This window comes from Novosphingobium barchaimii LL02, assembly GCF_001046635.1.
Classification (GTDB): Bacteria; Pseudomonadota; Alphaproteobacteria; order Sphingomonadales; family Sphingomonadaceae; genus Novosphingobium; species Novosphingobium barchaimii.
In genome coordinates, this window is the sequence record NZ_KQ130456.1 from 307552 (window position 1) to 332834 (window position 25283).

24 protein-coding genes and 1 tRNA gene are annotated in these 25283 nt (G+C 64.1%); 12 read left to right on the forward strand and 13 right to left on the reverse strand.

The genetic code is table 11. The features are described 5' to 3' along the window. Position 1: 1 nt before the first annotated feature. Together V474_RS18195 and sucC are read right to left on the reverse strand one after the other, a co-directional pair. Positions 2–748: an electron transfer flavoprotein subunit beta/FixA family protein gene (locus V474_RS18195; protein WP_059152816.1), complete on the reverse strand. Its 747-nt coding sequence runs from the start codon at positions 746–748 to the stop codon at positions 2–4. Between the two features lie 234 nt (positions 749–982). Next, on the reverse strand, positions 983–2182 hold the full coding sequence (gene sucC, locus V474_RS18200) for an ADP-forming succinate--CoA ligase subunit beta (RefSeq protein ID WP_059152817.1): 1200 nt from the start codon (positions 2180–2182) through the stop codon (positions 983–985). 200 nt (positions 2183–2382) lie between these two features. Here sucC and V474_RS18205 point away from each other — a divergent pair, with 200 nt between their 5' ends. Further along, on the forward strand, positions 2383–3177 hold the full coding sequence (locus V474_RS18205; RefSeq protein WP_059152818.1) for a 3'(2'),5'-bisphosphate nucleotidase CysQ: 795 nt from the start codon (positions 2383–2385) through the stop codon (positions 3175–3177). Between the two features lie 3 nt (positions 3178–3180). Here V474_RS18205 and V474_RS18210 read toward each other — a convergent pair whose 3' ends face one another. Then, the gene (locus V474_RS18210) at positions 3181–4713 is read right to left on the reverse strand and encodes a DUF1570 domain-containing protein (RefSeq protein ID WP_059152819.1); all 1533 of its coding nucleotides are present in this window, start codon (positions 4711–4713) and stop codon (positions 3181–3183) included. 146 nt (positions 4714–4859) lie between these two features. After that, on the reverse strand, positions 4860–5534 hold the full coding sequence (locus V474_RS18215; protein ID WP_059152820.1) for an OmpA family protein: 675 nt from the start codon (positions 5532–5534) through the stop codon (positions 4860–4862). Positions 5535–5733: 199 nt separating this feature from the next. Between V474_RS18215 and V474_RS18220 the strand changes: the two genes are divergently transcribed. Beyond that, a complete protein-coding gene (locus V474_RS18220) occupies positions 5734–7068 on the forward strand; it encodes a hemolysin family protein (RefSeq protein ID WP_059152821.1) in 1335 nt (444 codons plus the stop codon). Positions 7069–7162: 94 nt separating this feature from the next. Here V474_RS18220 and V474_RS18225 read toward each other — a convergent pair whose 3' ends face one another. From V474_RS18225 to V474_RS18255, 7 genes are all read right to left on the reverse strand, one after another. After that, entirely contained in the window at positions 7163–7579 is a 417-nt protein-coding gene (locus V474_RS18225; RefSeq protein ID WP_059152961.1) for a DUF3035 domain-containing protein, read from the reverse strand. A 4-nt stretch (positions 7580–7583) separates the two neighbouring features. After that, the gene (lspA, locus tag V474_RS18230; protein ID WP_059152960.1) at positions 7584–8069 is read right to left on the reverse strand and encodes a signal peptidase II; all 486 of its coding nucleotides are present in this window, start codon (positions 8067–8069) and stop codon (positions 7584–7586) included. Between the two features lie 53 nt (positions 8070–8122). Then, positions 8123–11020, reverse strand: coding sequence for an isoleucine--tRNA ligase (ileS, locus tag V474_RS18235; RefSeq protein WP_059152822.1), 2898 nt, complete (start codon positions 11018–11020; stop codon positions 8123–8125). A gap of 105 nt (positions 11021–11125) precedes the next feature. Beyond that, a complete protein-coding gene (locus tag V474_RS18240; protein WP_082699860.1) occupies positions 11126–11800 on the reverse strand; it encodes a lytic transglycosylase domain-containing protein in 675 nt (224 codons plus the stop codon). A gap of 93 nt (positions 11801–11893) precedes the next feature. Continuing rightward, entirely contained in the window at positions 11894–13018 is a 1125-nt protein-coding gene (locus V474_RS18245) for a phytase (protein ID WP_059152823.1), read from the reverse strand. Further along, positions 13018–15798: a TonB-dependent receptor gene (locus tag V474_RS18250; protein ID WP_059152824.1), complete on the reverse strand. Its 2781-nt coding sequence runs from the start codon at positions 15796–15798 to the stop codon at positions 13018–13020. The genes V474_RS18245 and V474_RS18250 overlap by 1 nt, the downstream gene beginning before the upstream one ends. Before the next feature lie 212 nt (positions 15799–16010). Next, positions 16011–16085 (reverse strand) — tRNA-Thr (locus V474_RS18255). Between the two features lie 395 nt (positions 16086–16480). Here V474_RS18255 and gpmA point away from each other — a divergent pair. The 5 genes from gpmA (at position 16481) to V474_RS18280 (ending at position 20271) form a co-directional block, all read left to right on the forward strand. Beyond that, positions 16481–17167, forward strand: coding sequence for a 2,3-diphosphoglycerate-dependent phosphoglycerate mutase (gene gpmA / locus V474_RS18260; RefSeq protein WP_059152825.1), 687 nt, complete (start codon positions 16481–16483; stop codon positions 17165–17167). A gap of 3 nt (positions 17168–17170) precedes the next feature. Further along, positions 17171–17659: a 5-(carboxyamino)imidazole ribonucleotide mutase gene (purE, locus tag V474_RS18265; protein ID WP_059152826.1), complete on the forward strand. Its 489-nt coding sequence runs from the start codon at positions 17171–17173 to the stop codon at positions 17657–17659. Between the two features lie 111 nt (positions 17660–17770). After that, positions 17771–18829 carry a 5-(carboxyamino)imidazole ribonucleotide synthase gene (locus V474_RS18270; RefSeq protein ID WP_059152827.1) on the forward strand — a complete coding sequence of 353 codons (1059 nt, stop codon included), beginning with the start codon at positions 17771–17773 and terminating at the stop codon, positions 18827–18829. Positions 18830–18846: 17 nt separating this feature from the next. Further along, entirely contained in the window at positions 18847–19326 is a 480-nt protein-coding gene (locus V474_RS18275; RefSeq protein ID WP_059152828.1) for a dihydrofolate reductase, read from the forward strand. A gap of 12 nt (positions 19327–19338) precedes the next feature. Continuing rightward, positions 19339–20271, forward strand: a complete 933-nt coding sequence (locus V474_RS18280) for a bifunctional riboflavin kinase/FAD synthetase (protein WP_201786065.1) — start codon at positions 19339–19341, stop codon at positions 20269–20271. 230 nt (positions 20272–20501) lie between these two features. Here V474_RS18280 and V474_RS18285 read toward each other — a convergent pair whose 3' ends face one another. Beyond that, positions 20502–21383 carry a UTP--glucose-1-phosphate uridylyltransferase gene (locus V474_RS18285; RefSeq protein ID WP_059152829.1) on the reverse strand — a complete coding sequence of 294 codons (882 nt, stop codon included), beginning with the start codon at positions 21381–21383 and terminating at the stop codon, positions 20502–20504. 156 nt (positions 21384–21539) lie between these two features. Between V474_RS18285 and murA the strand changes: the two genes are divergently transcribed. From murA to V474_RS18300, 3 genes are all read left to right on the forward strand, one after another. After that, positions 21540–22823 carry a UDP-N-acetylglucosamine 1-carboxyvinyltransferase gene (gene murA / locus V474_RS18290; RefSeq protein ID WP_059152830.1) on the forward strand — a complete coding sequence of 428 codons (1284 nt, stop codon included), beginning with the start codon at positions 21540–21542 and terminating at the stop codon, positions 22821–22823. A gap of 55 nt (positions 22824–22878) precedes the next feature. Next, positions 22879–23097 carry a hypothetical protein gene (locus tag V474_RS18295; protein WP_059152831.1) on the forward strand — a complete coding sequence of 73 codons (219 nt, stop codon included), beginning with the start codon at positions 22879–22881 and terminating at the stop codon, positions 23095–23097. A 194-nt stretch (positions 23098–23291) separates the two neighbouring features. Beyond that, on the forward strand, positions 23292–23783 hold the full coding sequence (locus V474_RS18300; RefSeq protein ID WP_059152832.1) for a metallophosphoesterase family protein: 492 nt from the start codon (positions 23292–23294) through the stop codon (positions 23781–23783). Between the two features lie 3 nt (positions 23784–23786). On the opposite strand, the gene V474_RS18305 is transcribed toward V474_RS18300, so the two are convergent. After that, positions 23787–24020: a ribbon-helix-helix domain-containing protein gene (locus V474_RS18305; protein WP_059152833.1), complete on the reverse strand. Its 234-nt coding sequence runs from the start codon at positions 24018–24020 to the stop codon at positions 23787–23789. A 298-nt stretch (positions 24021–24318) separates the two neighbouring features. Here V474_RS18305 and V474_RS18310 point away from each other — a divergent pair, with 298 nt between their 5' ends. Together V474_RS18310 and V474_RS18315 are read left to right on the forward strand one after the other, a co-directional pair. Continuing rightward, complete coding sequence (locus V474_RS18310) at positions 24319–24705, forward strand: PadR family transcriptional regulator (protein WP_059152834.1); 387 nt, start codon at positions 24319–24321, stop codon at positions 24703–24705. Beyond that, positions 24695–25261 (forward strand): DUF1700 domain-containing protein, encoded by a 567-nt coding sequence (locus V474_RS18315; RefSeq protein ID WP_059152835.1) that lies wholly within the window; start codon positions 24695–24697, stop codon positions 25259–25261. Before V474_RS18310 ends, V474_RS18315 begins: the two co-directional genes overlap by 11 nt. Positions 25262–25283 lie beyond the last annotated feature (22 nt).

Below are 25283 nucleotides of genomic sequence, written 5' to 3' on the forward strand. Positions count from 1 at the left end.
TTCAGGCTACTCCCATTTCCTTGAGCTTCGCGACGAGGGCGTCGACGTCAGCGATCTTGATACCTGCGGAACGCACCGGCGGCTCGGAAACCTTGAGGGTCTTGAGACGCGGCGTGATGTCGACCCCGTAGTCGGCGGGGCTCTTGGTATCGAGCTGCTTCTTCTTTGCCTTCATGATGTTGGGCAGCGAAGCATAGCGCGGCTCGTTCAGGCGAAGGTCGGTGGTGACGATGGCGGGAAGCGTCAGCTTCACCGTTTCGAGACCGCCGTCGACTTCGCGGGTGACGACAACCTGCTCGCCGTCGATCTCGATCTTGTTGGCGAAGGTGCCCTGAGGGCGGCCCAGCAACGCGGCGAGCATCTGGCCGGTCTGGTTCGAATCGTCATCGATCGCCTGCTTGCCAAGGATCACCAGGCCGGGGTTTTCTTCGCCGACGATGGCTTTCAGGATCTTGGCGACGGCCAGCGGCTCGACCTCCGCGTCGGTCTCGATCAGGATCGCCCGGTCGGCGCCCATGGCAAGCGCGGTACGCAGGGTTTCGGCAGCCTTGGCCGGCCCGACCGAGACCGCGATGATCTCTTCAGCCTTGCCCGCTTCCTTGATACGGATGGCTTCTTCCACCGCGATCTCGTCGAACGGGTTCATGCTCATCTTGACGTTGGCAAGGTCAACACCCGTGCCGTCGGCCTTGACCCGCGGCTTCACGTTATAGTCGATGACCCGCTTTACGGGCACGATGATCTTCATGCGATCTGTCCTCTCACTGCTGGGACGGCAAAATTTAACCGCGCGATTAAACTGGTGGGGGAGCTATCGCGTTCCTAGTCCACCGCGTCAAGTCTCACATAGCGCTAAGAGCTTGGCCGGCAGATAGCTGAGCTACATATGCAAAACGGCGGGGGTCGCGAAACCCCCGCCGTCTCAATATTCGTCATGTGATCGCGCGCACGACGTTTCGTCGCCCGCGCGAACGCAGCCCGATCAGGCCACGTTCTTCACTTCGGCGACGATCTTCTTGGCGGCATCGCCCAGATCGTTGGCGGCGACGATCGGCAGGCCCGAGCCGGCCAAGATGTCCTTGCCCTGCTGGACGTTGGTGCCTTCGAGGCGAACCACCAGCGGAACCTGCAGGTTCACTTCCTTCGCCGCGGCAACGATGCCCTCGGCGATGACATCGCACTTCATGATGCCGCCGAAGATGTTCACGAGGATGCCCTTTACGGCAGGATCCGCGAGAATGATCTTGAACGCCGCCGTCACCTTCTCCTTGTTGGCGCCGCCGCCAACGTCGAGGAAGTTGGCCGGGAACATGCCGTTGAGCTTGATGATGTCCATCGTCGCCATGGCAAGGCCGGCACCGTTGACCATGCAGCCGATGTCGCCATCGAGCTTGATGTAGGCAAGGTCGTACTTCGACGCTTCGACTTCAGCGGGATCTTCTTCGGTCTCGTCGCGCAGGGCCATCACGTCGGGGTGACGGTACAGGGCGTTCGAATCGAAGCTCATCTTGGTGTCGAGGACCAGCAGGTTGCCGTCCTTGGTTTCCACCAGCGGGTTGATTTCCAGCATGTCGCAATCGAGGGCGACGAACGCCTCGTAAAGCTGCTTGGAAATCTTCTGCGCCTGCTTGTTCAGCTCACCCGTGAGCTTGAGCGCGAAGGCGACGGCGCGGCCGTGATGGGCCTGGAAGCCCGTGGCGATGTCGACGGTGATGGTGGTGATGCGCTCAGGCGTCGAGTGGGCGACTTCCTCGATGTCCATGCCGCCTTCGGTCGAGACGATCAGGGCGACGCGGCTGGTTGCGCGGTCGACGACCATCGAGAGATAGTATTCCTTCTCGATGTCGACGCCGTCGGTCACGTAGAGGCGGTTCACCTGCTTGCCGGCATCACCCGTCTGGATGGTGACGAGGGTGTTGCCGAGCATTTCCTTGGCGAATGCCTCGACTTCCTCGATCGACTTGGCGAGGCGCACGCCGCCCTTGGCGTCGGCGGCGAGTTCCTTGAACTTGCCCTTGCCGCGTCCGCCAGCGTGGATCTGCGCCTTCACGACGTAGAGCGGCCCGGGGAGCTGCCTGGCGGCGGCAACCGCTTCCTCTACGGTCAGCGCGGCGATGCCGGCGGGGATGCCCACGCCATACTTCGACAGCAGTTCCTTGGCCTGATATTCGTGAATGTTCATCGCTCAAATCGCTTTCTGCTGGAGGTTCCTTGGGAAGGCGCCGTAGCCATAGTTATGCCCCGCCGCATAAGCACATCCCCGCTGGCTTGAAAAGTCCCGTAGCCTGCGCAATTTCATAGGAGAGAACGATTTGTTCGAACCTAATTGATATGAATACGCAATAGCAATGCCAGAATGAATGCAGCAACGAAAGTCGGTAGATGATTGACCGGAACAGACTGGAAGCCATCGTTCGAGAAGCCGGGCGCATCGCGCTGGCAGGCTGGCCGGGTGATGGCCACAGCCTCGAATCGTGGGAAAAGACCCCCGGCAGTCCGGTATGCACTGCCGATCTGGAGGTCGACGCCTTTCTCAAGGCCGAACTTCACACCCTGTTGCCAGCGGCCGGATGGCTTTCCGAAGAGACGACCGACAGCCTCGAACGTCAGAACCACGAACTGGTCTGGCTGGTCGACCCGATCGACGGCACCCGCGACTTCATCCGCGGCCGCACGGGCTGGGCGATCTCTGTGGCGCTGGTGAACATGCGGCGCCCACTGCTGGGCTACCTCTATGCCCCGGTGCGGCGGCGCGAGCATGGCGGCGAGTTCTGGTTCGCCGAAGCAGGCAAAGGCGCCTGCCGCAATGGCGAGCAGCTTGTCGCCAGTCGACGCGATTCGCTGGCCGGCTCGCGCGTGCCCGCCCTGAAGCTGGCGGCCGAAGATGCCGACCTCACCCTTGTCGACCAGCCCAATTCCATTGCCCTGCGCATGGCGATGATCGCCGCCGACGAGGCGGACCTGCTCGTCACCTTGCGCTGGGGCTATGAATGGGACATCGCCGCCGCCGGGCTGATCGCGCGCGAGGCAGGAGCGGTTGTGACTGATGCTTTCGGCAAGCCGCTCAACTACAACAAGCACGACCCGCGTGCCTTCGGAGTGATGGTCGCCTCGACCGGCATTCATGAAGCCGCAGTGGAACGTCTGGCGGAACGAGCGGTGCGCTACTCCGCCTAGGCTTCATTCGGAAACGCCCTCGCTGCCTTCTTCCGATAAATCCCCCTCACCCTTCCAGGCCGGGTCCTTGTCCATCCGTTCCACCATCTTGCGGGCAAAGTCGCTCATGCCGCCGCCGTGCGGGCTATAGGCCACGGGTAGCAGGACGATGCGGGCGTCGTCCCGCCGGCCGAGTAGTATCAATGCCTGGCCAAGGTTCATGCGCAGCCCAAGGTCGAAAGGAGCCAATTGCATTGCCCGAATCAGCGCATCGAGCGCCAGCGTCGGCGGCTTCTCGCCCTGCTCCACAAAGCTGCGATAAAAGTACATCAACGGGAGCGGATGGTCGTTCTCGATGCGGTTGAGAGCAATGAACGGCGCGCGTGCCGCCTTGTAGGCCGCAGCGCTATCATCGGCCTCGGACGCGATGCGGAACAGCGCCAGCCCCTTCTGGACATAGGCGTTGACCTGTTTGGGATCGAGCGCCAGCGCCGCATCGGCGGCGGCGATCGCTTCCTTGTCGTTGCCGGCATCGTACTCGCTCTCGGCCAGAGCGGACAGGACGGCACTGTCGCCCGGGTAGCGCGCCGCGACGGCGCGGGCCTCAACCAGCAGCGCGGGCGCCTCCTCGCGTGAGATACCACGCTTCGAGCGAATGCGCACCGGCATCATTGCCGATTCCCCCGCTGGCAGGACACGAAGACTGATCGCACCGATCGGCACCTTATCCGCCGTCAGTTTAAGCGCCGACATCCGGTTCTTGCTCAGGTACTTGTCGAGGTCCTTTTCCAGCGTGTCGATATCCCCGAACGCTTCCAGCGCAGCATCACGCTGGGCCTTCCCATCCTGAAGCAGCGCAATGTAGCGCCCGAGCTGGCCTCTGCGTGCGACATCAAACGTCAGGTAGTGATAGAGCAGCCAGCTCTTGCCGTAGAAGGCATCGTAGGTGGTGTGCTTGCTCTTGTCGTATTCGGCGGGGTCGAGCAGGTCAGCTGCTTTCACGTCCTTGGCAAAGTACAGCTCGCCCGCGCGGTGCTGCGCCGGACGGCCCAGCCATACCGCGCCATCCGGCTCGAACTTGGCCGAGGCGAAGAATTCGGCCGCACCTTCGCTGAACCAGCGCGGCATCGGCATGGAATTCGACGAGATCAGGAAGTGGTGGGCATATTCGTGCAGCAGCACAACCATCGACATAGTGACCGCGCCATTGCCCGAATCGACCTTGGGTACGATGGCCAGCGAGCCGCCGGCACGCGGGACGTAAAAACCGCCGAGGAACTTGTTGTCGCCGCCATGCAGTTCCTGCACCTCGCGCTTGTTGCGCACGACATAGACCGTGACCCGGTTCGAGGGGCTGGGTACCGTCGACTTGGAAGCCAGCAGCAGCGCCATTCCCGCATGATAGCGTTCAAGCTGTTGCGAGAAGCGGGTGATGTCCCGCTCATTATCATCGGCGTAGATGACGAAGTGTTCACTGGACGCTTCGAGCCAGGCGGCTTGGGCAAGGCCAGGCCATAGGAATACGGAAAGAGCCGCAGCCAACATCTTGAATTGCATCAGGTCCCCCGAACCCCGTTCGCCATTCAGGCTAAGCGGTCGGCATGACAATTCAAGACGTTATTGCCTCTATACGAAGACAAGGGGCCAGCGCTTCTCAGCACCAGCCCCTTCCCTGATATCGGCATTCCTTGCAGGAGACGATATTATTTGGCGCGGGAAGCGTCGTCCGTCGTCACCGGGGTGATCTTGATTTCGACACGGCGATTAAGCGCGCGGCCTTCGGCCGTGGTATTGTCAGAGACCGGGTAGTTCATGCCCATACCCTGCGTCTGAATGCGCGAAGAGGAAACTCCGCGGCTGATCAGATAGCGGCCCACCGAATCGGCACGGCGCTTGGACAGGTCCATGTTGTGCGCCGCCGATCCGGTCGAATCGGTGTGGCCGTACACATCGACGAGGCTGTCGGGATACTGGACCATCGACTGCGCGACCTTGTCCAGCGAAGCCTGGAACGAGGGGCTGATGACCGTAGAATCGACGGCGAAGGTCACGTCGGGCAGGTTCACCAGGATGCCATCGCCCTGCTGGGTTACATCGATGCCAGAACCTGCGGTCTGCTCCTTCAGTTCCTTGATCTGCTTGTCCATCTGATAGCCGACGACGCCGCCAGCCACGCCGCCGATGCCCGCACCGACGATACGCGCGGTTTTGCCGCCGATGACACTGCCCAGCAGATAGCCAAGGCCGGCGCCGCCGGCGCCGCCGATCGCGGTGCGTGAGACCTTGCGCTCACCGGTGTTGGGGTCGGTGACGCAGGCGGAAACGGCGACCAGCGCGAACACTGCCGCTGCCGATGTAACGAGGCGCGAATTCTTCATAGTATGGCCCTCCTCTATGTGCCCTTGAGACATGCCTTACGGGCATCTGTGTGCTCTAGTGATCATGAATGGCAAATGGATAATGCCCGCTCAACCCCCGTCCCGCGCTTGTGTTCCCAAGGCACAGTACATTGCAAAGCATTGCGCCGCATCACGGGCCCTTCGCGAATGCCGCAATCTCTGCTAGCGATAGCGCATTGTGACGCCCTTTCCCTGGACTGACCTCCTCATCATCGCCGGCCTGATCCTGATCAATGGCCTGTTCTCGATGTCCGAACTGGCCATCGTTTCCGCGCGCGCAGCGCGCCTCCGGGCCTTGGCCGACAAGGGAAGCCGCGCGGCGCAAACCGCGCTGGACCTGGCCGCCGACCCGGGCCGCTTCCTTTCCACGGTGCAGATCGGCATTACCCTGATCGGCATCATCGCCGGTGCTTACTCGGGTTCCAGCCTGGGCGGCCCGGTCGGCGAACGGCTGACCGCAATGGGCCTGCCGTTGCGTTTCGGCGGGGAAGCCGGCTTTGCGCTGGTCATCATCGCCACGACCTATGCCAGCGTCGTGGTAGGCGAACTGGTGCCCAAGCAGCTGGCCCTGCGCATGGCGGAACCGGTGGCGCTGATCATGGCGCGGCCGATGAGCCTGCTGGCCACGATCATGGGCCCGTTCGTCTGGCTGCTCGACCGGTCTTCCGCGGTGATCCTGCGCCTCTTCTCGATTCGGCGCGGCGATTCCGAACAGCTCACCGCCGAAGAACTGCACATGATCTTCGCCGAGGCCACCCGCTCGGGCGTGATCGAGGAGGAGGAGCGCGCGATGATGACCGGCGTCATGCGCCTTGCCGAACGTCCCGTTCGCGAATTGATGACCCCGCGCAACCAGATCGACTGGATTGATGTCGATGCCGACGAAGCCCAACTGCGCGCCCGGATCGAGGCGTCACCGCACTCGCTGCTGCCGGTAGCCGGCGACGGTTCCGCCGACAACGTCATCGGCATTCTCAAGGTGCGCGAAGTGCTGGCTTGCTGGGTGGCCGGCCGGCCGGTCGACGTGCGCGCGATGATGCGCAAGGCCGAGGTCATCCCGGACCAGCTCGACGCCATGGACGCCTTGCGCAAGCTGCAGACCGCCGAAGTGGCGATGGCTGTGGTCCACGACGAATACGGTCACCTGGAAGGCCTCGTCACGCCTTCTGACGTGCTGGCAGCACTGGCGGGCAATTTCGTCGCGCATCAGGACGAGGGCGACGAGCCGATGATCGTCGTGCGCGAAGACGGCTCGCTGCTCGTTTCCGGCGCGATGCCGGCCGATGCACTGGCCGACCGGCTGGCCATCACCCTGCCCGACGATCGCGAATTCGCGACATTGGCGGGCTATGTGCTGGCGGTGCTCAAGAAGGTCCCGCGTGAGGGGGAACACTTCATCGAGCAGGGCTGGCGCTTCGAGGTCATCGACATGGACGGCCTCAAGATCGACAAGATCCTGGTGAACGAACTCATCGACGAGGACGGCGACGACGGGGTCTCCGGCGACGGCTGACGTCGGCGGTAGCACTCCGGCAGCCTTCCTCCATCCACAACGAAAAAGGCCGGACTTGCGCCCGGCCTTTTTTCTGTTCTGCGAACCCGAAAGTTCAGGTGCCGACGGAGGTCTGCGCGTCGCGGCCGTCGCCTTCCGGCGCGGCGAGGATCGCGCGGGTCACCTGCCCCTTGGCGACGGCGTAAGTCCCCGGATCGCCCACGGTGGAACGGATAGCCGGCTCCGACGTGCCGGCCAGCGCCAGCGCTGACTTCTCGATGTCGCTGCGGGCCTGCGGGCCGCCGAACAGCGCATCGAGCGTCTGCTGCTGGAGCGAATCGTCGGCGGGCCGGGGCTGGCCTTCCTTGGGCGGGCTCAGCGAGAAGTCTGGTGGCACGACCAGCGGCGTCTGGCGCTGCACGGCAAATTCATCAGGTCCGGCCCGGTTGAACAGGCCGGTGCTGCCGCAAGCCGACAACAGGACGGCGCCGGTCGCAACAAGGACGAAGGCACCGGTTTTCTTCATGCGCATCAATTCAACTCGCATTCTTTTGAGCCTCGGGGGCGGAATCCGCCTCTGCATCGGGCTTTTCGCGCGAAAGCAGGGATCGGGCAAGGATAATCAGGACGCCGATGGTGATGGCCGCGTCGGCGAGATTGAAAATGAGGAAAGGGCGAAACCCGCCAATGTGCAAGTCAGCATAGTCAATCACATAGCCAACCGCGAAACGGTCGCGGATGTTGCCGGCAGCGCCACCCAGCACCATGCCAAGCGCGGCGATCTCGGCCAACTTGCGCTCTCGCAGCAGCCAGACGAAAACGAAGGCGGCAATCGCGCCGGTCATCGCCACCAGCGCCCAGCGCGCCTCGGGCGAGCCGGCGGTGAACAGGCCCAGCGAAACGCCGAAGTTCTGCGTCCAGGTGAAGTTGAAGAACGGCAGCACGTAAACCTGACCGATCTCCTGCAGGCGCAGGCCGTGAACCACCCAATCCTTGATGCCGACGTCGATGGCGAAAACCATCGCCGCGATCAGCAGGCCGATCAGGCGATTGCGCCAGGGGTTTGTCGCAGCGCTCACGCCTGCACCTCCACGGCGCCGACAACGTCATCGCAGCGCGCGCACAAGTCGCCGTCCTCGGTCACTTCGGGAAGGTGGCGCCAGCAGCGGCCGCACTTGTGGTCATGGGAAGGGGTGACGCTCACGCCTTCTGCCTGCCCGCGCGTGACTGTCCCGGTGATGAACAGTTCCGCCAGGTCGGCATCAGGCGCCGATGCCGGCACGGTGACTTCGGCCGCAAGGCTGGAGCCGATGATCTTTTCGCGGCGCAGCGGCTCGATCGCCTCGGTCACGGCGGCGCGCAGGGCGCGAAGCGCCTGCCACTTGAGAAGATCGGCTTCGGCAGCGGGCACTTCAGGCCATTCGAGCAGGTGGACGCTCTCGCCCGGATAGCGGCTCTGCCAGGTCTCCTCGGCGGTGAAGACGATCACCGGCGCGGCGTAGCGGATCAACGCGTGGAACAGGGTGTCCAGCACGGTGCGATAGGCGCGGCGCTTCGGGTCCGCGGGCGCATCGCAGTAGAGGCAGTCCTTGCGGATATCGAAGAAAAACGCCGAGAGGTCTTCGTTGCAGAAGTCCAGCAGCGACCGGACATACGTGTTGAAGTCGAAGGCATCGACCGCGCCGCGCAAGGTAGTGTCCAGATTGCCCAGCAGCGCCAGCACGTAGCGCTCCAACTCGGGCATTTCGGCCACCGGCAGGCGCTCGGCCTCATCGAACCCGTCCAGCGCGCCCAGCAGGTAACGCAAGGTGTTGCGCAGCTTGCGGTACTGGTCGGCCACGCCCTTGAGGATCTCGTCGCCGATGCGGTGGTCTTCGGTGAAGTCGACCGACAGAGCCCAGAGGCGGATGATGTCGGCGCCGTTGGTCTCCATGACCTTGAGCGGGCTGATCGTATTGCCCAGTGACTTCGACATCTTGAAGCCCTTGGCGTCCATCGTGAAGCCGTGGGTCAGGACCGTCTTGTAAGGCGCATGGCCCCGCGTCGCGCACGATTCCAGCAGCGAGGACTGGAACCAGCCGCGATGCTGGTCGGAACCTTCCAGATACAGGTCGGCCTTGGGACCGACATAACCTTCGGGGCGAAGGAGGTCGGGCCAGCGGCCAGATTCGAGCACGAAGGCATGGGTCGAACCCGAATCGAACCAGACGTCGAGAATGTCAGCGACGCGCTCGTAGTCCTCGGCATCGTAGTCGGGGCCTAACAAGTCCTGCGCGGTTTCGTCCGACCAGGCATCGACGCCCTTGGCGAGAACGGCGTTGACGATGCGGGCGTTCACGGCCTCGTCGACGAGGTACTCACCGGTCTTGCGGTCCACGAACAGGGTGATCGGCACGCCCCACGCGCGCTGGCGCGAGAGCACCCAGTCAGGGCGTCCTTCCACCATCGCACCGATACGGTTGCGGCCCTTTTCGGGGACGAAGCGGGTTTCTGCGATGGCCTTCAAGGCGGCGGCACGCAGCGTGGGCGCATCGAATTCGCCCTCCTCGGCGGGATTGACCGCGCCGCCTTCGGCTTCCCAGCAGTTCTCGCCGGCGGACTTGGGCGAGATATGGGTCATCGCCTTGTCCATCGGCACGAACCACTGCGGGGTGCAGCGATAGATCACCTTGGCCTTGGAACGCCACGAATGCGGGTAGGAATGCTTGTAATCAGCCGAAGCAGCCAGCAGGCCGCCCGCTTCGCGCAGGTCAGTGCAGACCGGGCCGTCGGGCGCGTTGAACTTGGGGTTGATGACCGAGCCTTGGCCCGCCAGCCACAGCCAGTCCTCGCGGTACTTGCCATCGGCTTCGACCACGAACTTCGGGCCAAGGCCATTGGCCTTGCAAAGGTCGAAGTCGTCCTCGCCGTGATCGGGCGCCATGTGGACAAGCCCGGTGCCGCTCTCGGTGGTGACGAAATCGCCGCTGAGGAACGGACGCGGCTCGGCGAAGAAACCGCCCAACGCATGCATCGGGTGCCGCGCGACGGTGCCGGCGAGGTCGGAGCCCTTGTAGGTGCCGAGGGCATATTCGGAGATATCCGCATCGCCTTCGACGTTTTCGGCGACGGGGCCAAGCCCGGTCCGCGCGAAGAACGCTTCGAGCAGGGGCACTGCCACGATGAAGCGCCGCCCGTCGTGGGCCCGGTAATGGTGATATTCGACCTCAGGCCCGTAGGCTAAAGCCTGGTTCACCGGGATCGTCCACGGCGTGGTCGTCCAGATCACCGCGTAGGCGCCGACCAGTTCCGGCACTGCCGATTCGACAATCTCGAACGCCACGTCGATCTGGGTCGAGACGATGTCCTCGTATTCGACCTCGGCCTCGGCCAACGCGGTCTTTTCGACCGGGCTCCACATCACCGGCTTGGCGCCGCGATAGAGCATCCGGTTCTCGGCGAATTTCAGCAGTTCGCCGACGATGGTGGCTTCCGCCTGGAAATCCATCGTCAGGTACGGGTTGTCCCAGTCGCCGTTGATGCCCAGGCGCTTGAGCTGCTCGCGCTGCACGTTGACCCAGTTCTGGGCATAGGCGCGGCATTCGGCGCGGAATTCCTCGGCGGGAACCTCGTCCTTGTTCTTCTTTTTCTTGCGGTATTCTTCCTCGACCTTCCACTCGATGGGCAGGCCGTGGCAATCCCATCCCGGAACGTAGGGCGCGTCCTTGCCCAGCAGCGTCTGCGTGCGCACCACCATGTCCTTGAGGATGTGGTTGAGCGCATGGCCGATGTGCATGTCGCCATTGGCGTAGGGAGGGCCGTCATGGAGGATGAATTTTTCGCGGTCGCTGCGCGCATCGCGGGTCTTGCGGTAAATATCCTCGGCCTGCCAGCGCGACAGAATACCCGGCTCCTTCTGGGGGAGCCCGGCCTTCATGGGGAAATCGGTCTTCGGCAGGAAGACGGTCGATCTATAATCACGCTGTTCGGTCATAACGGCACGCGCACTAGAGCAAATACGGGTTGGTTGGAAGTGCTCCTTACCTGCGCCCGGACGTGCAGATCATCATCCCGGTGCTGTTCCAGGATGAGGGGCGGCCTACTGACGTACCGGGTCGGTCAGGCGCGCCATGATCGCGGCAACATAGAGGCGCGTCTCGCGGATGTTGGGAATGCCGCCGGCTTTCACCACGCGCCCGGGGCCGGCGTTGTAGGCGGCAAGCGCCTTCTCGATATTACCGCCGAACGCGTCGAGCTGCATCCGCAGATAGCGCGCGCCGCCTTCGAGATTGGCCATCGGATCGGCGGAATTGACTCCCATCTGCGCGGCAGTGCCGGGCATCAGCTGGGCAAGGCCGCGCGCGCCAACCGGGGATACGGCCAGTTCGTTCCAGCGGCTTTCCTGCCAGACCACCGCTTCCAGCAGCGCCGGACTGATGTCGTACTTGGCCGCGAGCAGGGCCACCCGGTCACGCCAGCGACTGGGCCCGGCCGCATCGAGCGCCTGGGTGAAGGAGAGTGGGTGCAGGTTCGCATCGACCGAAAGCGGCGCTTCCTCCACCTGTTCGGGCGCGCTGGCCACAGTGGTGCCGATGAAGCCGACGCCCGAGCCCGGGTCGATCTGGGTCAATTCCGGCGCGGCGAAAGTGATAGGGCCGCCCGCGACCCATTCAGCGCCGGACGCGCCGATCTGCAGCACGTCTGCGCGGGCAAGGCCAGGCTGAACAGCACCTGCAAGCACCAGGATGCTCCATAGCGCGTCGATCCGCCTCACCGATTCGTTTCCCTCACCATGGGCGCCGCCCTACCGCATACCGGGTGAAATTCACAGCCGGATGAAGGCAGGGCGGCGCGCATCTGAGTGGCCTTACCGGATGCCCATGGCGGTGCGGATCGAACGCCAGGACAGCAGCTTGAAGTTCTGCGCCTTGGGGGCGTTGTTGCCGTCCTGCGCCATGAACACGCCTTCGGGGAAGGCCGGGCCGAAATCGCCGAGCACGACTTCGATGCCGTCGGTGTCGCTGGTGCCGCCGATCGCGCCGCCTTCGACGCGGAAGCGGCCAGCGGGCTTGCCGGTTTCGGCGTCGAACAGCGCATAGGCATTATCGCCCTGGCTGGAGGCGACGAGCCAGGTGTGGCCGTTCGCTTTACGCGCTATGGCAAGCCCCTCGACATCATCGACGAGACCGTCCGCCGCACCGACTTTTGCGAAAGGCTGCGCGGTGAGGGCGGCGCCGGAAAGCGGCACCTTCCAGATGCCCACGTCCTCCTCGGCGACGTAAAGCGTCTTCCATACGTCATCGACGACGCAGCCCTCCGACTGGGTCGCGAACTTCACGTCGCGCAGGTGCTGGGGCACGATCCTGCCACCGTTTTCGACGAGGCGACTTTCCGCCACGGTGCCGTCCTTGAGGACGACATAGGCGCGCGCCAGTTCACCGGCGGCGAGGGGAGCGCCCATGCAGAAGCCGTAAGCCTCGGCCGGGGCATGGCCCGGCTTGAGGAACGAATCGGAGCCCAGCACGGTCAGCTTGCCGGTGGCGCCGTCGAGACTGAACAGCGCGATGCGCGGCTCGGTACGGTCGGTACGGTCGCTGGCGCCCACGAGGATGCGCGTCGAACCATCAGCCAAGCGCACTTCGCGCAGGTCGGTGTTGTTAAGCGCGCCTGCGGGCGAGAAATCGCGCACCGTGCCGTCGAGGCCGTAGACGTAGAGACCGGCCTTCTTGTCGGTGCCCAGCAGCAGGCTGGCGGCGGGGTTGGCGGCGTTGCGCCAGATCGCCGGATCGTCCGCGGCATCGGCATCGCCGGTGCCGACCGGGACGGTCTCCGCCTCGGCAGGAATGTCGGTTGCGGGATAACGGGGGCGCGCAGCTTCGGTTTCTGCTCCGGTGCCAGCCGCAGTGGTTGTGCAGGCCGAGAGCAGGAGCGCCGGGAGCAATGCTCCCGGCCCAACCTTCGCGGCAACCTTCAGGATGTCGCGTGCGTGCATCAGAAGGTAACCCGCGCGCCGAACTTCACGGTCGAGCCATATTCCTCGTACTGCAGGACGCGCTTGGCATCTGCGAGGTTCTGGTAGGCGAAGTACTTGGCATTGTTGACGTTCACCCAATCCGCAAAGATGCGGATGTTGTCGGTGATCTTGTACTTGGCCGAGAGGTCCAGCTGGAAGTGCTGGTTGACGGTGCGATCGGTGTCAGCCGAATCGCCCACCTCGTCCAGGTACTTGTCGCGGAAGGTGCCGGCAGCACGCAGGCTGACGGGGCCCTTCTCGTAGCCGAGCACGACGTTGAAGGTGTTCTTCGATGCGTTGGGCAGCGAGATCCGGCGAGCGACGTCGTCACTGTCGAACACGGTGCCACGGGCATAAGTGTAGGTGTAGTTCAGCTGGGTCAGCAGGCCGTCGAAGGGCGAGGGCAGCATCGAGAAAACCTGGCTGTAGCTGACTTCCACGCCGGCGATCTCGGCCGTGTCGCCGTTCACCGGCATCAGCACTTCGTCATAGGTCACGCCGTCGATCGTGTAATCGTAGAAGCGGCGGTCGACCGAGTAATCCTTGATCGACTTGTAGAAGCCGCCCACCGAGAACGCACCGTTGTTGGCGAAATAGTACTCGAAACCAGCGTCGAAATTCCATGCCTGGTAGGGCTTGAGGTTCGGGTTGCCGAATTCCGCCTCGAGGTCCTCGTTAACGGTGAAGCGCGGCGCCAGCTGCGAGAGCTTGGGACGCACGATCGTCTTGTAGCCGGCAAAGCGGGCAACGAGGTTCTGCTCGGGGCTGTAGCGCAGGGTCAGGCTGGGCAGCCAGTTGGTGTAGTTGCGCTTGTACTGGACCGGGTCGACGGTGATGGTGTCATCGCCGTTGTCGGTGGTCAGGAAGCCGTTCAGCTCATTGTGGGTGCGCTCCATGCGCACGCCGCCAATGACGCGCAGCGTCGAGCTGTCCCAGCGGGCCATCGCATAGCCGGCCTGGATGTCTTCACGCACCGAGTAGTCGCTGACGGCCGAATTGAGCGCGCTTTCATAGTCGTTGACCACGAAGTCGCCGGGGTTCGCCAGCAGATAGTCGGCCGGGCCGCCCTTGCTGGACACCGGCCCCATGTCGAGCAGGCGGTAAGTCTGCGAACCCAGCACGTCGGCCAGGGTATAGTCCGTGTCGTCGGCCGCTTCGTAGTAGGTCATGTTGAAGTCGTAGGACTTCTTGCGCCAGCGCGCCTTGCCGCCTGCCTGAATGGTGAAGTCACCGTCCGAACCGGCGAAAGTGCGGGCGAGGTCGGCCTTGATCGCCCATTCCTCGTCCTGGCTGTCGGACAGGGTGGTCAGCTCGGTCTTGTCGAATTCGTACTCGGAGGCATCGTTGAACGTGTCTGCGCCCTCGGAAACCGAATAGGTCGGATAGTACGTGTTCGAGTAATCCATATCGACCGTCGTGCCGGCGCGGAAGCGGGCGCGGAAGCGGGTCGGGTCGATGGAGAAAGTCTCCTTCTCGGAAGACTTGGCGTAGCTGCCCTGCCAGTTGAACTTCAGCGTGCCCGTGTCGGTGTCGCTGCCGATCGAGACGGAGCGGATGCGCTGGCGCTCGAAACGATCCTTCAGGTCGCGCTCGACGGTAATGCGCTCGTCGCTGCCGTCGAAGCTGGCGCCGGTGTCGGAGATGCTGCTCGGGCCGTCCCCGAAGTCGCCGAAGTCGAGAGTGGTGCGGCGGCGATATTCATGGTCGTCGAACTGCGCCCAGTTGCCGCGGATATAGGCCTTGGTCGTGTCCGAGGCACGCCAGTCAGCCGAAAGCGCGGCGTTGATGCGGGTACGCTCGACGTCATAGTCGCGGTACTCGACGCTTTCTGCCCAGGCCTGGCCATCGTCGTTGGTCTGCCACCCGCCGGTCTCGACGTTGTCGGTCTCGAACTTGCGCTTGTAGTAGCTGACCGAACCGGCGACGCCGAAATCGTCGCCGATCTTCTGGGTGAAGTCGAACGCGCCCTTGGGCATGACCTTGCCCGAGTAGTCGTTGTAGCTGCCTTCAGCGCTGACCGAGTAGCGGTTCTTCTTCGAATCGAAGGCGCTGGTGGTGTTGATCTCGACCGAGGCGCCGATGAAGTCGCCGTCCATGTCGGGGGTGAAGGACTTCTTCACTTCGATCGATTCGATCGTGTCCGAGGAGATCACGTCGAGCGCGACCGAACGGGCATCCGATTCGGGTGCAGGCATGCGCACGCCGTTGACCGAGGTGCCGTTAAGGTCCGGGTCGAGGCCCCGAACGGAAACGTAACGGCCTTCACCCTGGTCGTTGAGAATGTTGACGCCCGGCAGGCGGCGCAGCGATTCGGCCACGTTCTGGTCGGGGAACTGGCCTACGGCATCGCGCGTCAGGACCGATTCGATGCCGTCGGCGGCCTTCTGGCGTGACAAGGCGCTGGTCAGGTTCGCGGTCTGGCCGGTGACGAGGATGTCGGCGCCGCCGATTGCGGTAAGGTCGAAGTCACCCGGGGTCGTGCCGGTCGCTGCGACGGTGACCGTCTGCGTGGTGACTTCCGCACCGACATAGCGGGCTTCCAGGGTGTAAGTGCCCGCGGGGACGTCGCCGAACACATAGCTGCCCGCACGGTCGGTTTCGGCGGTTCGGTTAAGTTCGACGATGCGCACGGCGGCCGACTGCAGGGCGCGCGTGCCGGTGGAATCGCTGACGTGGCCGGCAACCTCGCCCGCGTGGGCGATGGTGGCGAACGAGGCCGAGGCGAGCAGCCCCGCAAGGAGCTGGATCGAACGTGTCATGACTGGAGAGGTTCCCTGTTGCGACGTTGTAAGTCTTGCAGGCGCCCCTAGGCGGGTTTCATGACACTCCGGTGAGAGTGCAAAGACAGTTTGATGACAATTGGGATATCCCAATGTCCGGTGCATCGAGACGCACCAACACGCAAAATTACGCGCGCAACCTCTGTGGTTGCGAGCGCTCCGAACATGTCACGATGTAGAGAACGGCGGAATGGTGCTGCTAGGGAGGATTGAACTCCCGACCTCGTCATTACCAATGACGCGCTCTACCACTGAGCTACAGCAGCGCCGTTCCAAAGCCCCGGTCACCCGGGGCAGGGGCGCGCTATTGTCTGGAGGCGGGCAGGTTGTCAAGCGCCGCTTGCGCTTTATCTGAGGTGGCTGCATTGCCAGCGTCATGAATGATAAGCGGACAAAGTCAGGGCAGGGCGTAAATTCAGGCGGGAAACCCCCGGAAAAGCTGACGCGTGAGGAGCGGCTGGCGGCCAAGTTGCGAGAAAATCTGCGTAGAAGAAAGACGCAGGCACGCGCGATGTCATCACCTGACGAAAGCGGCAGACAGGGGGCGGCGCCTTTAGATAAGGATGACGAATCGGTCAGGCTTCCCAAATCGCCCTCGGAAAGCTAGGGCCTGCCACCAGACTGCATCCGTCCCGTCCCATTCTAAAAAGGGAGCTACGCCTTGCCTCGCCTGATCCTTCTCCGCCACGGCCAGAGCCAGTGGAACCTGGAAAACCGCTTCACCGGATGGTGGGACGTGGACGTCACCGAGAAAGGCGAGGCCGAGGCCCGCGCCGCCGGCGCCCTGCTGAAGGACAAGGGCATGCTGCCCGACGTCGCTTTCACATCCTTGCAGAGCCGTGCGATCAAGACGCTGCACCTTGCTTTGGAAGCCGCCGGCATTCTGTGGATCCCTGAAACCAAGGACTGGCGCCTGAACGAGCGGCACTATGGCGGCCTCACCGGTCTGGACAAGGCCGAAACAGCCGCCAAGCACGGCGAGGACCAGGTCAAGATCTGGCGGCGCAGCTTCGACATCCCGCCCCCCGTCATGGAGCGCGGCACCGAGTTCGACCTGTCCACCGACCCGCGCTACGCCGGGATCGACGTGCCGATGACGGAAAGCCTCAAGGACACCATCGCACGCGTCCTGCCTTATTACGAAGGCTCGATCGTGCCCCACCTCAAGACCGGCTCGACCGTGCTGGTCGCCGCGCACGGCAATTCCCTGCGCGCACTGGTGAAGCACCTGTCGGGCATTTCCGATAACGAGATCACCGGTCTTGAAATCCCGACCGGCCAGCCGATCGTTTACGATCTCGACGACGATCTCGCAGTGCTCGACCGCTATTACCTTTCGGAGCGTTGAAGCATGGCTGAAACGCCGGTGTCGGTAGCGATCGTCATGGGGAGCCAGTCCGACTGGCCGACCATGATCCGCGCCGCCGAGATGCTCGACAAGCTGGAAATAGCCTACGACGCGCGGATTGTCTCGGCGCACCGCACGCCGGAGCGCCTCGTCGATTTCGCCAAGGGCGCGGACGGTGAGGGCTTCAAGGTCGTCATCGCCGGGGCAGGGGGCGCAGCCCACCTTCCCGGCATGATCGCCTCGATGACACATCTGCCGGTACTGGGCGTGCCGGTGCAGTCCAAGGCGCTTTCGGGCCAGGACAGCCTGCTCTCCATCGTCCAGATGCCTGCGGGTATTCCCGTCGGCACTCTGGCGATCGGCGAGGCAGGCGCAGCAAATGCCGGTCTGCTCGCCGCCGCGATCCTCGCCACCTCGGACGAGGCGCTGGCCGGGCGGCTCAAGGCGTTCCGCAGCGAGCAGACCGCCAGTGTGGCCGAACGGCCGGTCTGACGTGTTACGACAACCCCTGCGCAGGCGGGGGTTGTCACAGACTATAGTGAAGCCCGCTCGCCCTGAGCTTGTCAAAGGGCCGGCACCCCAAGCAGGCGAATTGGCATAACGATGATACCCCCCGGCGAAACGATCGGCATTCTCGGCGGCGGCCAGCTCGGGCGCATGATCGCCGTCGCGGCGGCGCAGCTTGGCTACCGCTGCCACGTCTATGCGCCCGAAGCCGATTCGATCGCCGCCGACGTCTGCGCCGAGTTCACCTGCGCCGCCTGGGATGACGCCGAGGCCATGGCCCGCTTCGCCGCCGACTGCGCGGTAGTCACCTATGAATTCGAGAATGTGCCCGTCGGCCCGCTTGCGGCGCTGGGCGATACCCCGCTGCTGCCGCACCCCCGCGCGCTGGAAACCGCGCAGGACCGCCTGAGCGAGAAGCACTTCGTGTCGCAGCTGGGCGGCAATCCTGCCCCCTACGCCCCCGTGGACAGCGCCGCCGACCTTGCTGAGGCCATTGCCGCGATCGGCGTGCCCGGCATCCTCAAGACCCGCCGCGACGGCTACGACGGCAAGGGCCAGTGGCGCATCATGACACCCGCCGATGCCGACGGCCTCGACCTTCCGGCCACGCCGCTGGTCTACGAAGGCTTCATCACCTTCTTTGCCGAATTCTCGGTGATACTGTGCCGGGGCGCGGACGGCGACATCCGCTACTTCGATTCGGCCCACAACGTCCACGAAAGCGGCATCCTCGCGCTCAGCACCCTGCCGGCGCCCGCCGCACTGCTGGAACAGGTGCCTGCCGCCCGCGAACTCGCCGCAAAAGTGGCACAGGCGCTGGACTACGTCGGCGTGCTGACGCTGGAATTCTTCGCCACCCAGGACGGCCCGGTGTTCAACGAAATGGCCCCCCGCGTCCACAACTCCGGTCACTGGAGCATCGAGGGCGCGGTCACCAGCCAGTTCGAGAACCACGTGCGCGCCATCTGCGGACTGCCGCTCGGCGGCACCGGCCTCGCCGCCAAGGGCGTGGAGATGCGCAACCTCATCGGCGATGACGCGCATGACTGGCCGGCGATCCTGGCCGATCCCGCCAATCACCTCCATCTTTACGGCAAGGCCGCGGCGCGCCCCGGCCGCAAGATGGGCCACGTCACCCGGCTGACGCTGGGCTGACGGATAAAGGCCGCGCGATGCAGGGCATCTTCCTCATCTACGCCCGCGCGGCGAACGGCGTGATCGGCCGCGACGGCGCGCTGCCGTGGCGCCTGCCCGCCGACCTCAGGCGGTTCAAGGCGATGACCACCGGCAAGCCGATGATCATGGGCCGCAAGACCTTCGACAGCTTTCCTGCGCCGCTGCCCGGCCGCCGCCACATTGTCCTCACCCGCCATACCGGCTGGGGCGCGCCCGGCGCCGAAACCGCGCATTCGGTGGACGAAGCCCTGGCACTTTCAGGCCGTGACGTGGCAGTGATCGGCGGCGCGGAAATCTACGCACTGTTCGCGAGCCACGCTGCCCGAATCGAGCTGACTGAAATCCATGGTATTTACGAAGGCGATACGTATGTACCCGAGCCCGGCCCCGAATGGCGCGAAACGGCGCGCGAGGAACATCCGGCCGAAGGTACATTTCCAGCGTATGCTTTCGTGACGCTCCTGCGCGACCTATAGGCTCTGGCACTCATGATTCGCCTCGACAACCGCCTGCCTGTTCCCGATTCGCTGCGCGGTGCCGTGCTGGCGCTGGGCAACTTCGACGGGTTCCATCAGGGCCATCAGGCCGTCGTCGGCGAAGCGATCCGCTGGGCCAGAGCGGAAGGCCGTCCGGCCATCGTCGCCACCTTCGATCCGCATCCCGTGCGTCATTTCAAGCCCGATGCCGAACCCTTCCGCCTGACCACGCTGGACCAGCGGCAGGAGCTGTTCGCCGCCGCCGGGGCAGACGCCATGCTGGTGCTGCATTTCGACACCGCCATGGCCGCGATGACCGCACCGGCCTGGGCCGAGGAAATGCTGGTGCGCCACATGGGTGCGGCCGGCGTCGTAACCGGCGATGACTTCACCTTCGGCAAGGCGCGCGGCGGCAACCCGCAGGTGCTGAGCGAAATCGGCGCGCGCAACGGCATGGAAGGCCGCACGGTCGGCCCGGTCAGCGACGGGGAGGGCACGATCTCCTCCAGCCGCATCCGCCATGCACTCAAGACAGGCGATTGCGAGACGGCGGCGCGCCTGCTGACCCGCCCGTTCTCCATCCGGGGCCGCGTGCAGCATGGTGACAAGCTGGGCCGCACCATCGGCTACCCCACCGCCAACATCGACATGGCGACTTATCTGCGACCGCTCTACGGCATCTACGCAGTGACCGGGCGCATGCCCGACGGCCGCGTGGTGACGGGGGCTGCGAACATCGGCATTCGCCCCACCTTCGACCCGCCCAAGGAGCTGCTGGAGCCCCACTTCTTCGATTTCGCGGGCGACCTCTACGGGCAGGAGATCGAGGTGGCGTTCCACCACTTCCTGCGGCCCGAGGCGAAGTTCGATTCGCTCGACGCGCTGATCGACCAGATGGGCCGCGACTGCGACCGCGCCAAGGAACTGCTGGCGAAGTTCGTTTGAAGACCGGGCAAGCGCTGTGGCGGTGCTTCGACAAGCTCAGCATGAGCGGATGTCGGCTTAAATCGAAAAGCCAAAGCGCGGGGATATAGCCCCCCGATATACACTACCTCCACTCAGGCTGAGCCTGTCGAAGCCCCCGCACCGCACCGCACCGCACCGCACCAAAAACCAAAAAAAGCGCGCCGCCCTGAAGGCAGCGCGCTCTTTTTGAACGCGAGGTCGGGCTGAAATCAGCCGAGCATTTTCTGCACCATGGCGCGCACATCGTCGCCCAGGTCGGGACGGTCGAGCGCGATGGCCAAGGTTGCCTCGACGAAGCCCAGCTTGGAACCGCAGTCGAACCGGCGGCCCGCGAACGTCACTGCATGGAACGGCTGCTGACCGATCAGCTTGGCCATCGAATCGGTCAGCTGAATCTCGCCGCCCGCGCCCTTGCCCTGCGTTTCCAGCAGACTCATGACCTCGGGCTGGAGGATATAACGGCCCGAGACGATCTTGTTCGAAGGCGCATCCTCTACCTTGGGCTTCTCGACCAGGCCCTTGACCTCGGTCAGCGCACCATTGACGGCGCCAGGCGCGATCACGCCGTAGCTGGATACTTCTTCCATCGGCACTTCCAGCACCGAGACGAGGTTGCCGCCCACTTCGTTATAGGCCTCGACCATCTGCTTCATACAGCCGGGCGAGCCATACATCAGTTCGTCCGGCAGGAAGATCGCGAAAGGCTCGTCGCCAATCACGGCGCGGGCGCACCACACCGCATGGCCCAGACCCAGCGGCACCTGCTGGCGCACGGTGACGAGGTTGCCCGGCTGGATACGCGTCGGCTCCAGCGGATCGAGCGACTTGCCGCGCGCAGTCATGGTCGCTTCGAGTTCGTAGGCGGTATCGAAATGCTCGACGATCGCGGTCTTGCCGCGGCCGGTCACGAAGACGAATTCCTCGATCCCCGCCTCTCGCGCTTCATCCACCGCGTACTGGATCAGCGGACGATCGACGACGGGCAACAATTCCTTCGGAATCGCCTTAGTGGCGGGAAGAAAACGAGTGCCTAGACCGGCGACGGGGAAGACGGCCTTTCGGACGGGCTTGCGGAAGGTGTTGTCACTCATGGAACCGGATATTGCCTCGCTCATGTTGCATTGCGGTTAAAGCGGCTAAACCGCCGTAGCGCAACCAAAGGGCGTTAATCTTGTTCCTACTTTAATCCGTCGTTCTTTTGATCGGCCTCCCGTTGCCCCTGCCGCGATTCGCGCTAAAGCGGGGCCATGGACAAGATCATCATCGAGGGCGGCAAGCGCCTTTCCGGCACCATCCCCGTTTCCGGCGCCAAGAACGCGGCACTGACCCTGCTCCCGTGCGCGCTGCTGACCGAAGAGCCGCTGACGCTGCGCAATCTGCCGCGTCTGGCCGACATTGACGGTTTTCAGCACCTGATGAACCAGTTCGGCATTTCCACCGCGATCGCCGGCAGCCGCCCCGAAGACTTCGGCCGGGTGATGACCCTGCAGGCGACCCGCATCACCAGCTCGGTCGCCCCATACGATCTGGTGCGCAAGATGCGCGCCTCGATCCTGGTGCTGGGCCCGATGCTGGCCCGCATGGGCGAGGCGACCGTATCGCTGCCCGGCGGCTGCGCCATCGGCAACCGCCCGATCGACCTGCACCTCAAGGTGATCGAAGCGCTGGGCGCGACCATCGAGATGGCAGCCGGTTACGTGCGCGCCATCGCCCCTGACGGCGGCCTTCCGGGCGGGCGCTATTCCTTCCCCGTCGTGTCTGTCGGCGCGACCGAGAACGCGCTGATGACCGCCGTGCTGTGCAACGGCAAGTCCACCCTGCACAATGCCGCGCGCGAGCCGGAAATCGTCGACCTGTGCAATCTGCTGGTCGCCATGGGCGCCCAGATCGAAGGCATCGGCACTTCCGACATCACCATCCACGGCGTACCCCGCCTGCACGGCGCGACCTACATGGTCATGCCCGACCGTATCGAGGCTGGCTCCTACGCCTGCGCCGCTGCCATCACCGGCGGCGAAGTCCTGCTCAAGGGCGCCCGGATCGAGGACATGGAAGCCACCGTGCAGGCCCTGCGCGATGCCGGTGTCCATGTCGAACCCAAGGCGGACGGCATCTATGTCGCCGCCGAGGGCAAGCTGAAGCCCGTCACCCTTTCCACCGCGCCGTACCCCGGTTTCGCCACCGACATGCAGGCCCAGCTCATGGCGCTGCTGTGCCGCGCCGAAGGCTCCAGCGTCCTGACCGAGACAATCTTCGAGAACCGCTACATGCACGTTCCCGAACTCAACCGCATGGGCGCGCGCATCGAGACCAAAGGCCGCACCGCCATTGTCCACGGCGTCGACAAGCTGACCGGCGCCGATGTGATGGCGACCGACCTGCGCGCCTCGATGAGCCTCGTGATCGCCGGACTCGCTGCCGAAGGACAGACCCAGGTCCACCGCCTCTACCACCTCGACCGCGGTTACGAGCGGCTTGAGGAGAAACTCGCACTGGTTGGCGCACAGATCGAACGGGTCGGCGGGGACTGAAACCTTCCGCAGACATGGCGCGTTCTTCTTTCGAGATACCGAGAGGAGAACCGTTATGGGCCTGATCAAGTTGGCTGCGGCCGGTGCCGTTGGCTATGCGCTCTACAAGTACGTGAACAAGGAAAAGCTGGAGGAGGTCTTCGCCGGCGGCGATCGCGCCAATGTGCGCGGTTCCGGGCCGGATCACATGACCTCTCCGCCGAAAGACTGGAGCAAGACCGACGAAGCCATCGATGAGAGCTTCCCGGCCAGTGATCCGCCGTCCACCTACTGACCCCCAAAAGACCGCGAAAAGGGCGGAAGGAGCAGCGCTTCTTCCGCCCTTTTCGCGTCCGCTCCACCATTGGTCGCAAAATCGTCGCGAACGCCCGTTATCATGGCCGCACGCTGGAACGAATCGCCCTGCCAAGCCGTTGAAAGTGTTCCGAGAACGGCGGGAGAGCCGGTTCTGGGCCCTGGAGTTGAGCGATGGCGATCCATTTTGTCGCGGACCTGCATTTCAACGGCGACAACGCACGCCACGCCCATCCCTACGGCTTCGCCGACAGCGCAGAAATGACTCGCCGCATCTGCGAAACATGGTGCGCCCGCGTCAACCCGGCCGATACTGTGTGGATTCTCGGCAACGTCGGTAATCCGGTTCACCTCGCCATGCTGCCCGGCATCAAGCACCTTGTGCGCGGGGCGCTGGACCCGCAGCCATGGAACTGCCTCGCGACCGGCCGCTACGCCAGCGTCTGCGACTTCCGCCGCCTCGAGACTGAATATGGCGAGGTAGCGCTGTTCAGCGATCCCTCTGCCGCTCCCGAGACAGACGGCCTCGTCCTCCATGGCCGAGGGTTTGGGCAGGCATGGACGCGCGAGGGGTTCGTCTGCGTCGCCGCCGAGCAGACCGGCTGGGGGCCTGTAAGCCTCGACCAAATCCTGCGCGGGCCGCTTGACCTCCGCCACGCAGCCTGAGCCTTAGCGCAGGCCCGAAGTCGCCAGCCACACCCGGATCGCACTCGCCAGCCCTGGCGGCGTCTCCGCTTCCAGCCGTTCCGCATCGATACGTGCCACCAGCGCGTTGATCGGCATGCCTTCCTGCGCGGCAACCTGCTTCAGCCATGTCCAGAATACTGGCTCAAGGCTGATGGAAGTCTTGTGCCCGGCAATCTCGACAGAGCGCTTTATCGGCGGGTGGTAGGGGGTTGTCATCGCCTTGATCTAGCGGGTGGGGGCAGGGGGCGAAAGAAAGTCCTGCGGTCATCGTCTCAGACCCCGGAAATGCAATTGCTGCGAGCGCGGGCGCGCCGGGCGCGTCCGTGACGCCCCAAGCTATCATATCCCAATTCTTCCCTATTTCTCCCACCTTTGCGCCGTTGTAGAAGTCAGCACACCGCAAGATACCTGGCCATAACAAGGTATCTTGCCGCGCACTGTACTTTTCACCGCAAGGTATCTTGCATCACACAGTAGCTGTCGATATACACTCGGTCATCGAGGAGATGGTTCGATGTCCGAAATCGAAATTCAGTTGAAGAAAGGGGTGCTCGGGCTTTGCGTGCTCGCCCTGCTGTCACGCGGTGACAGCTATGCCTACGAGATCGCGAGCCGCATGGCCGACGCGGTCGATATGGGTGAAGGGACGATCTATCCGCTCATGCGCCGTATGCAGTCCGAAGGCCTTGTCGCGACATATCTGGAGGAATCGCCCTCCGGTCCTTCGCGCAAGTATTACCGCATCACCGCAACCGGGCACGCGCGCCTGGCCGAGCAGACCGCCGAATGGCGCGGGTTCACCGCCGCCGTCGACGCAATGATCGATGCCGCCGCGTCCGCACCCGAAACCGCAGATACCGCAGCGCAATTGCAGGAAGGGGAACCCAGCCATGAAGCGTAACGAATTCATCAAGCGCCTGAAGGCGGGCCTCAAGGGCGTGCCGCAGGACGTGGTCGACGAGATCGTCGCCGACTACGAAGAGCACTTTGAAGCCGGTCTTGCAGAAGGCCGCAGCGAAGAGGAGGTAGCCTCCGCCCTCGGCAATCCTGGCCGGCTAGCGCGCGAACTGCGCTTCGAGGCAGGCATGCGCAACTGGAAGACAGAGGGCACACCCTCTTCGGCCTGGAGCGCGATCCTGGCCTTCATGGGCCTGGCAACGATCGACATCCTGATCCTGCTGCCCATCGTACTGCCCATGCTGGGCGTGATGTTCGGCCTGTTCGTGGCCGTGGTTGCCTGCTTCATCGGCGGCGGGTTCATGCTCATCGCAGGACCGTTCAGCGGTTTCCCAGGCGGCGCGCTTGTCGCCATCCTGGCGGGGCTGGGCACCATGAGCGCATCGGTCGCAGCGGCTGCACTGCTCACTCTGGTCAGCATCTGGATCGTGAACGCCCTGATGTGGTTCGGCCGCCTGCACTACCGCGTGATCGAACCCGCCATCCATTCCGAAACCTGAAGACGAAAGAAGGAGGACCAAG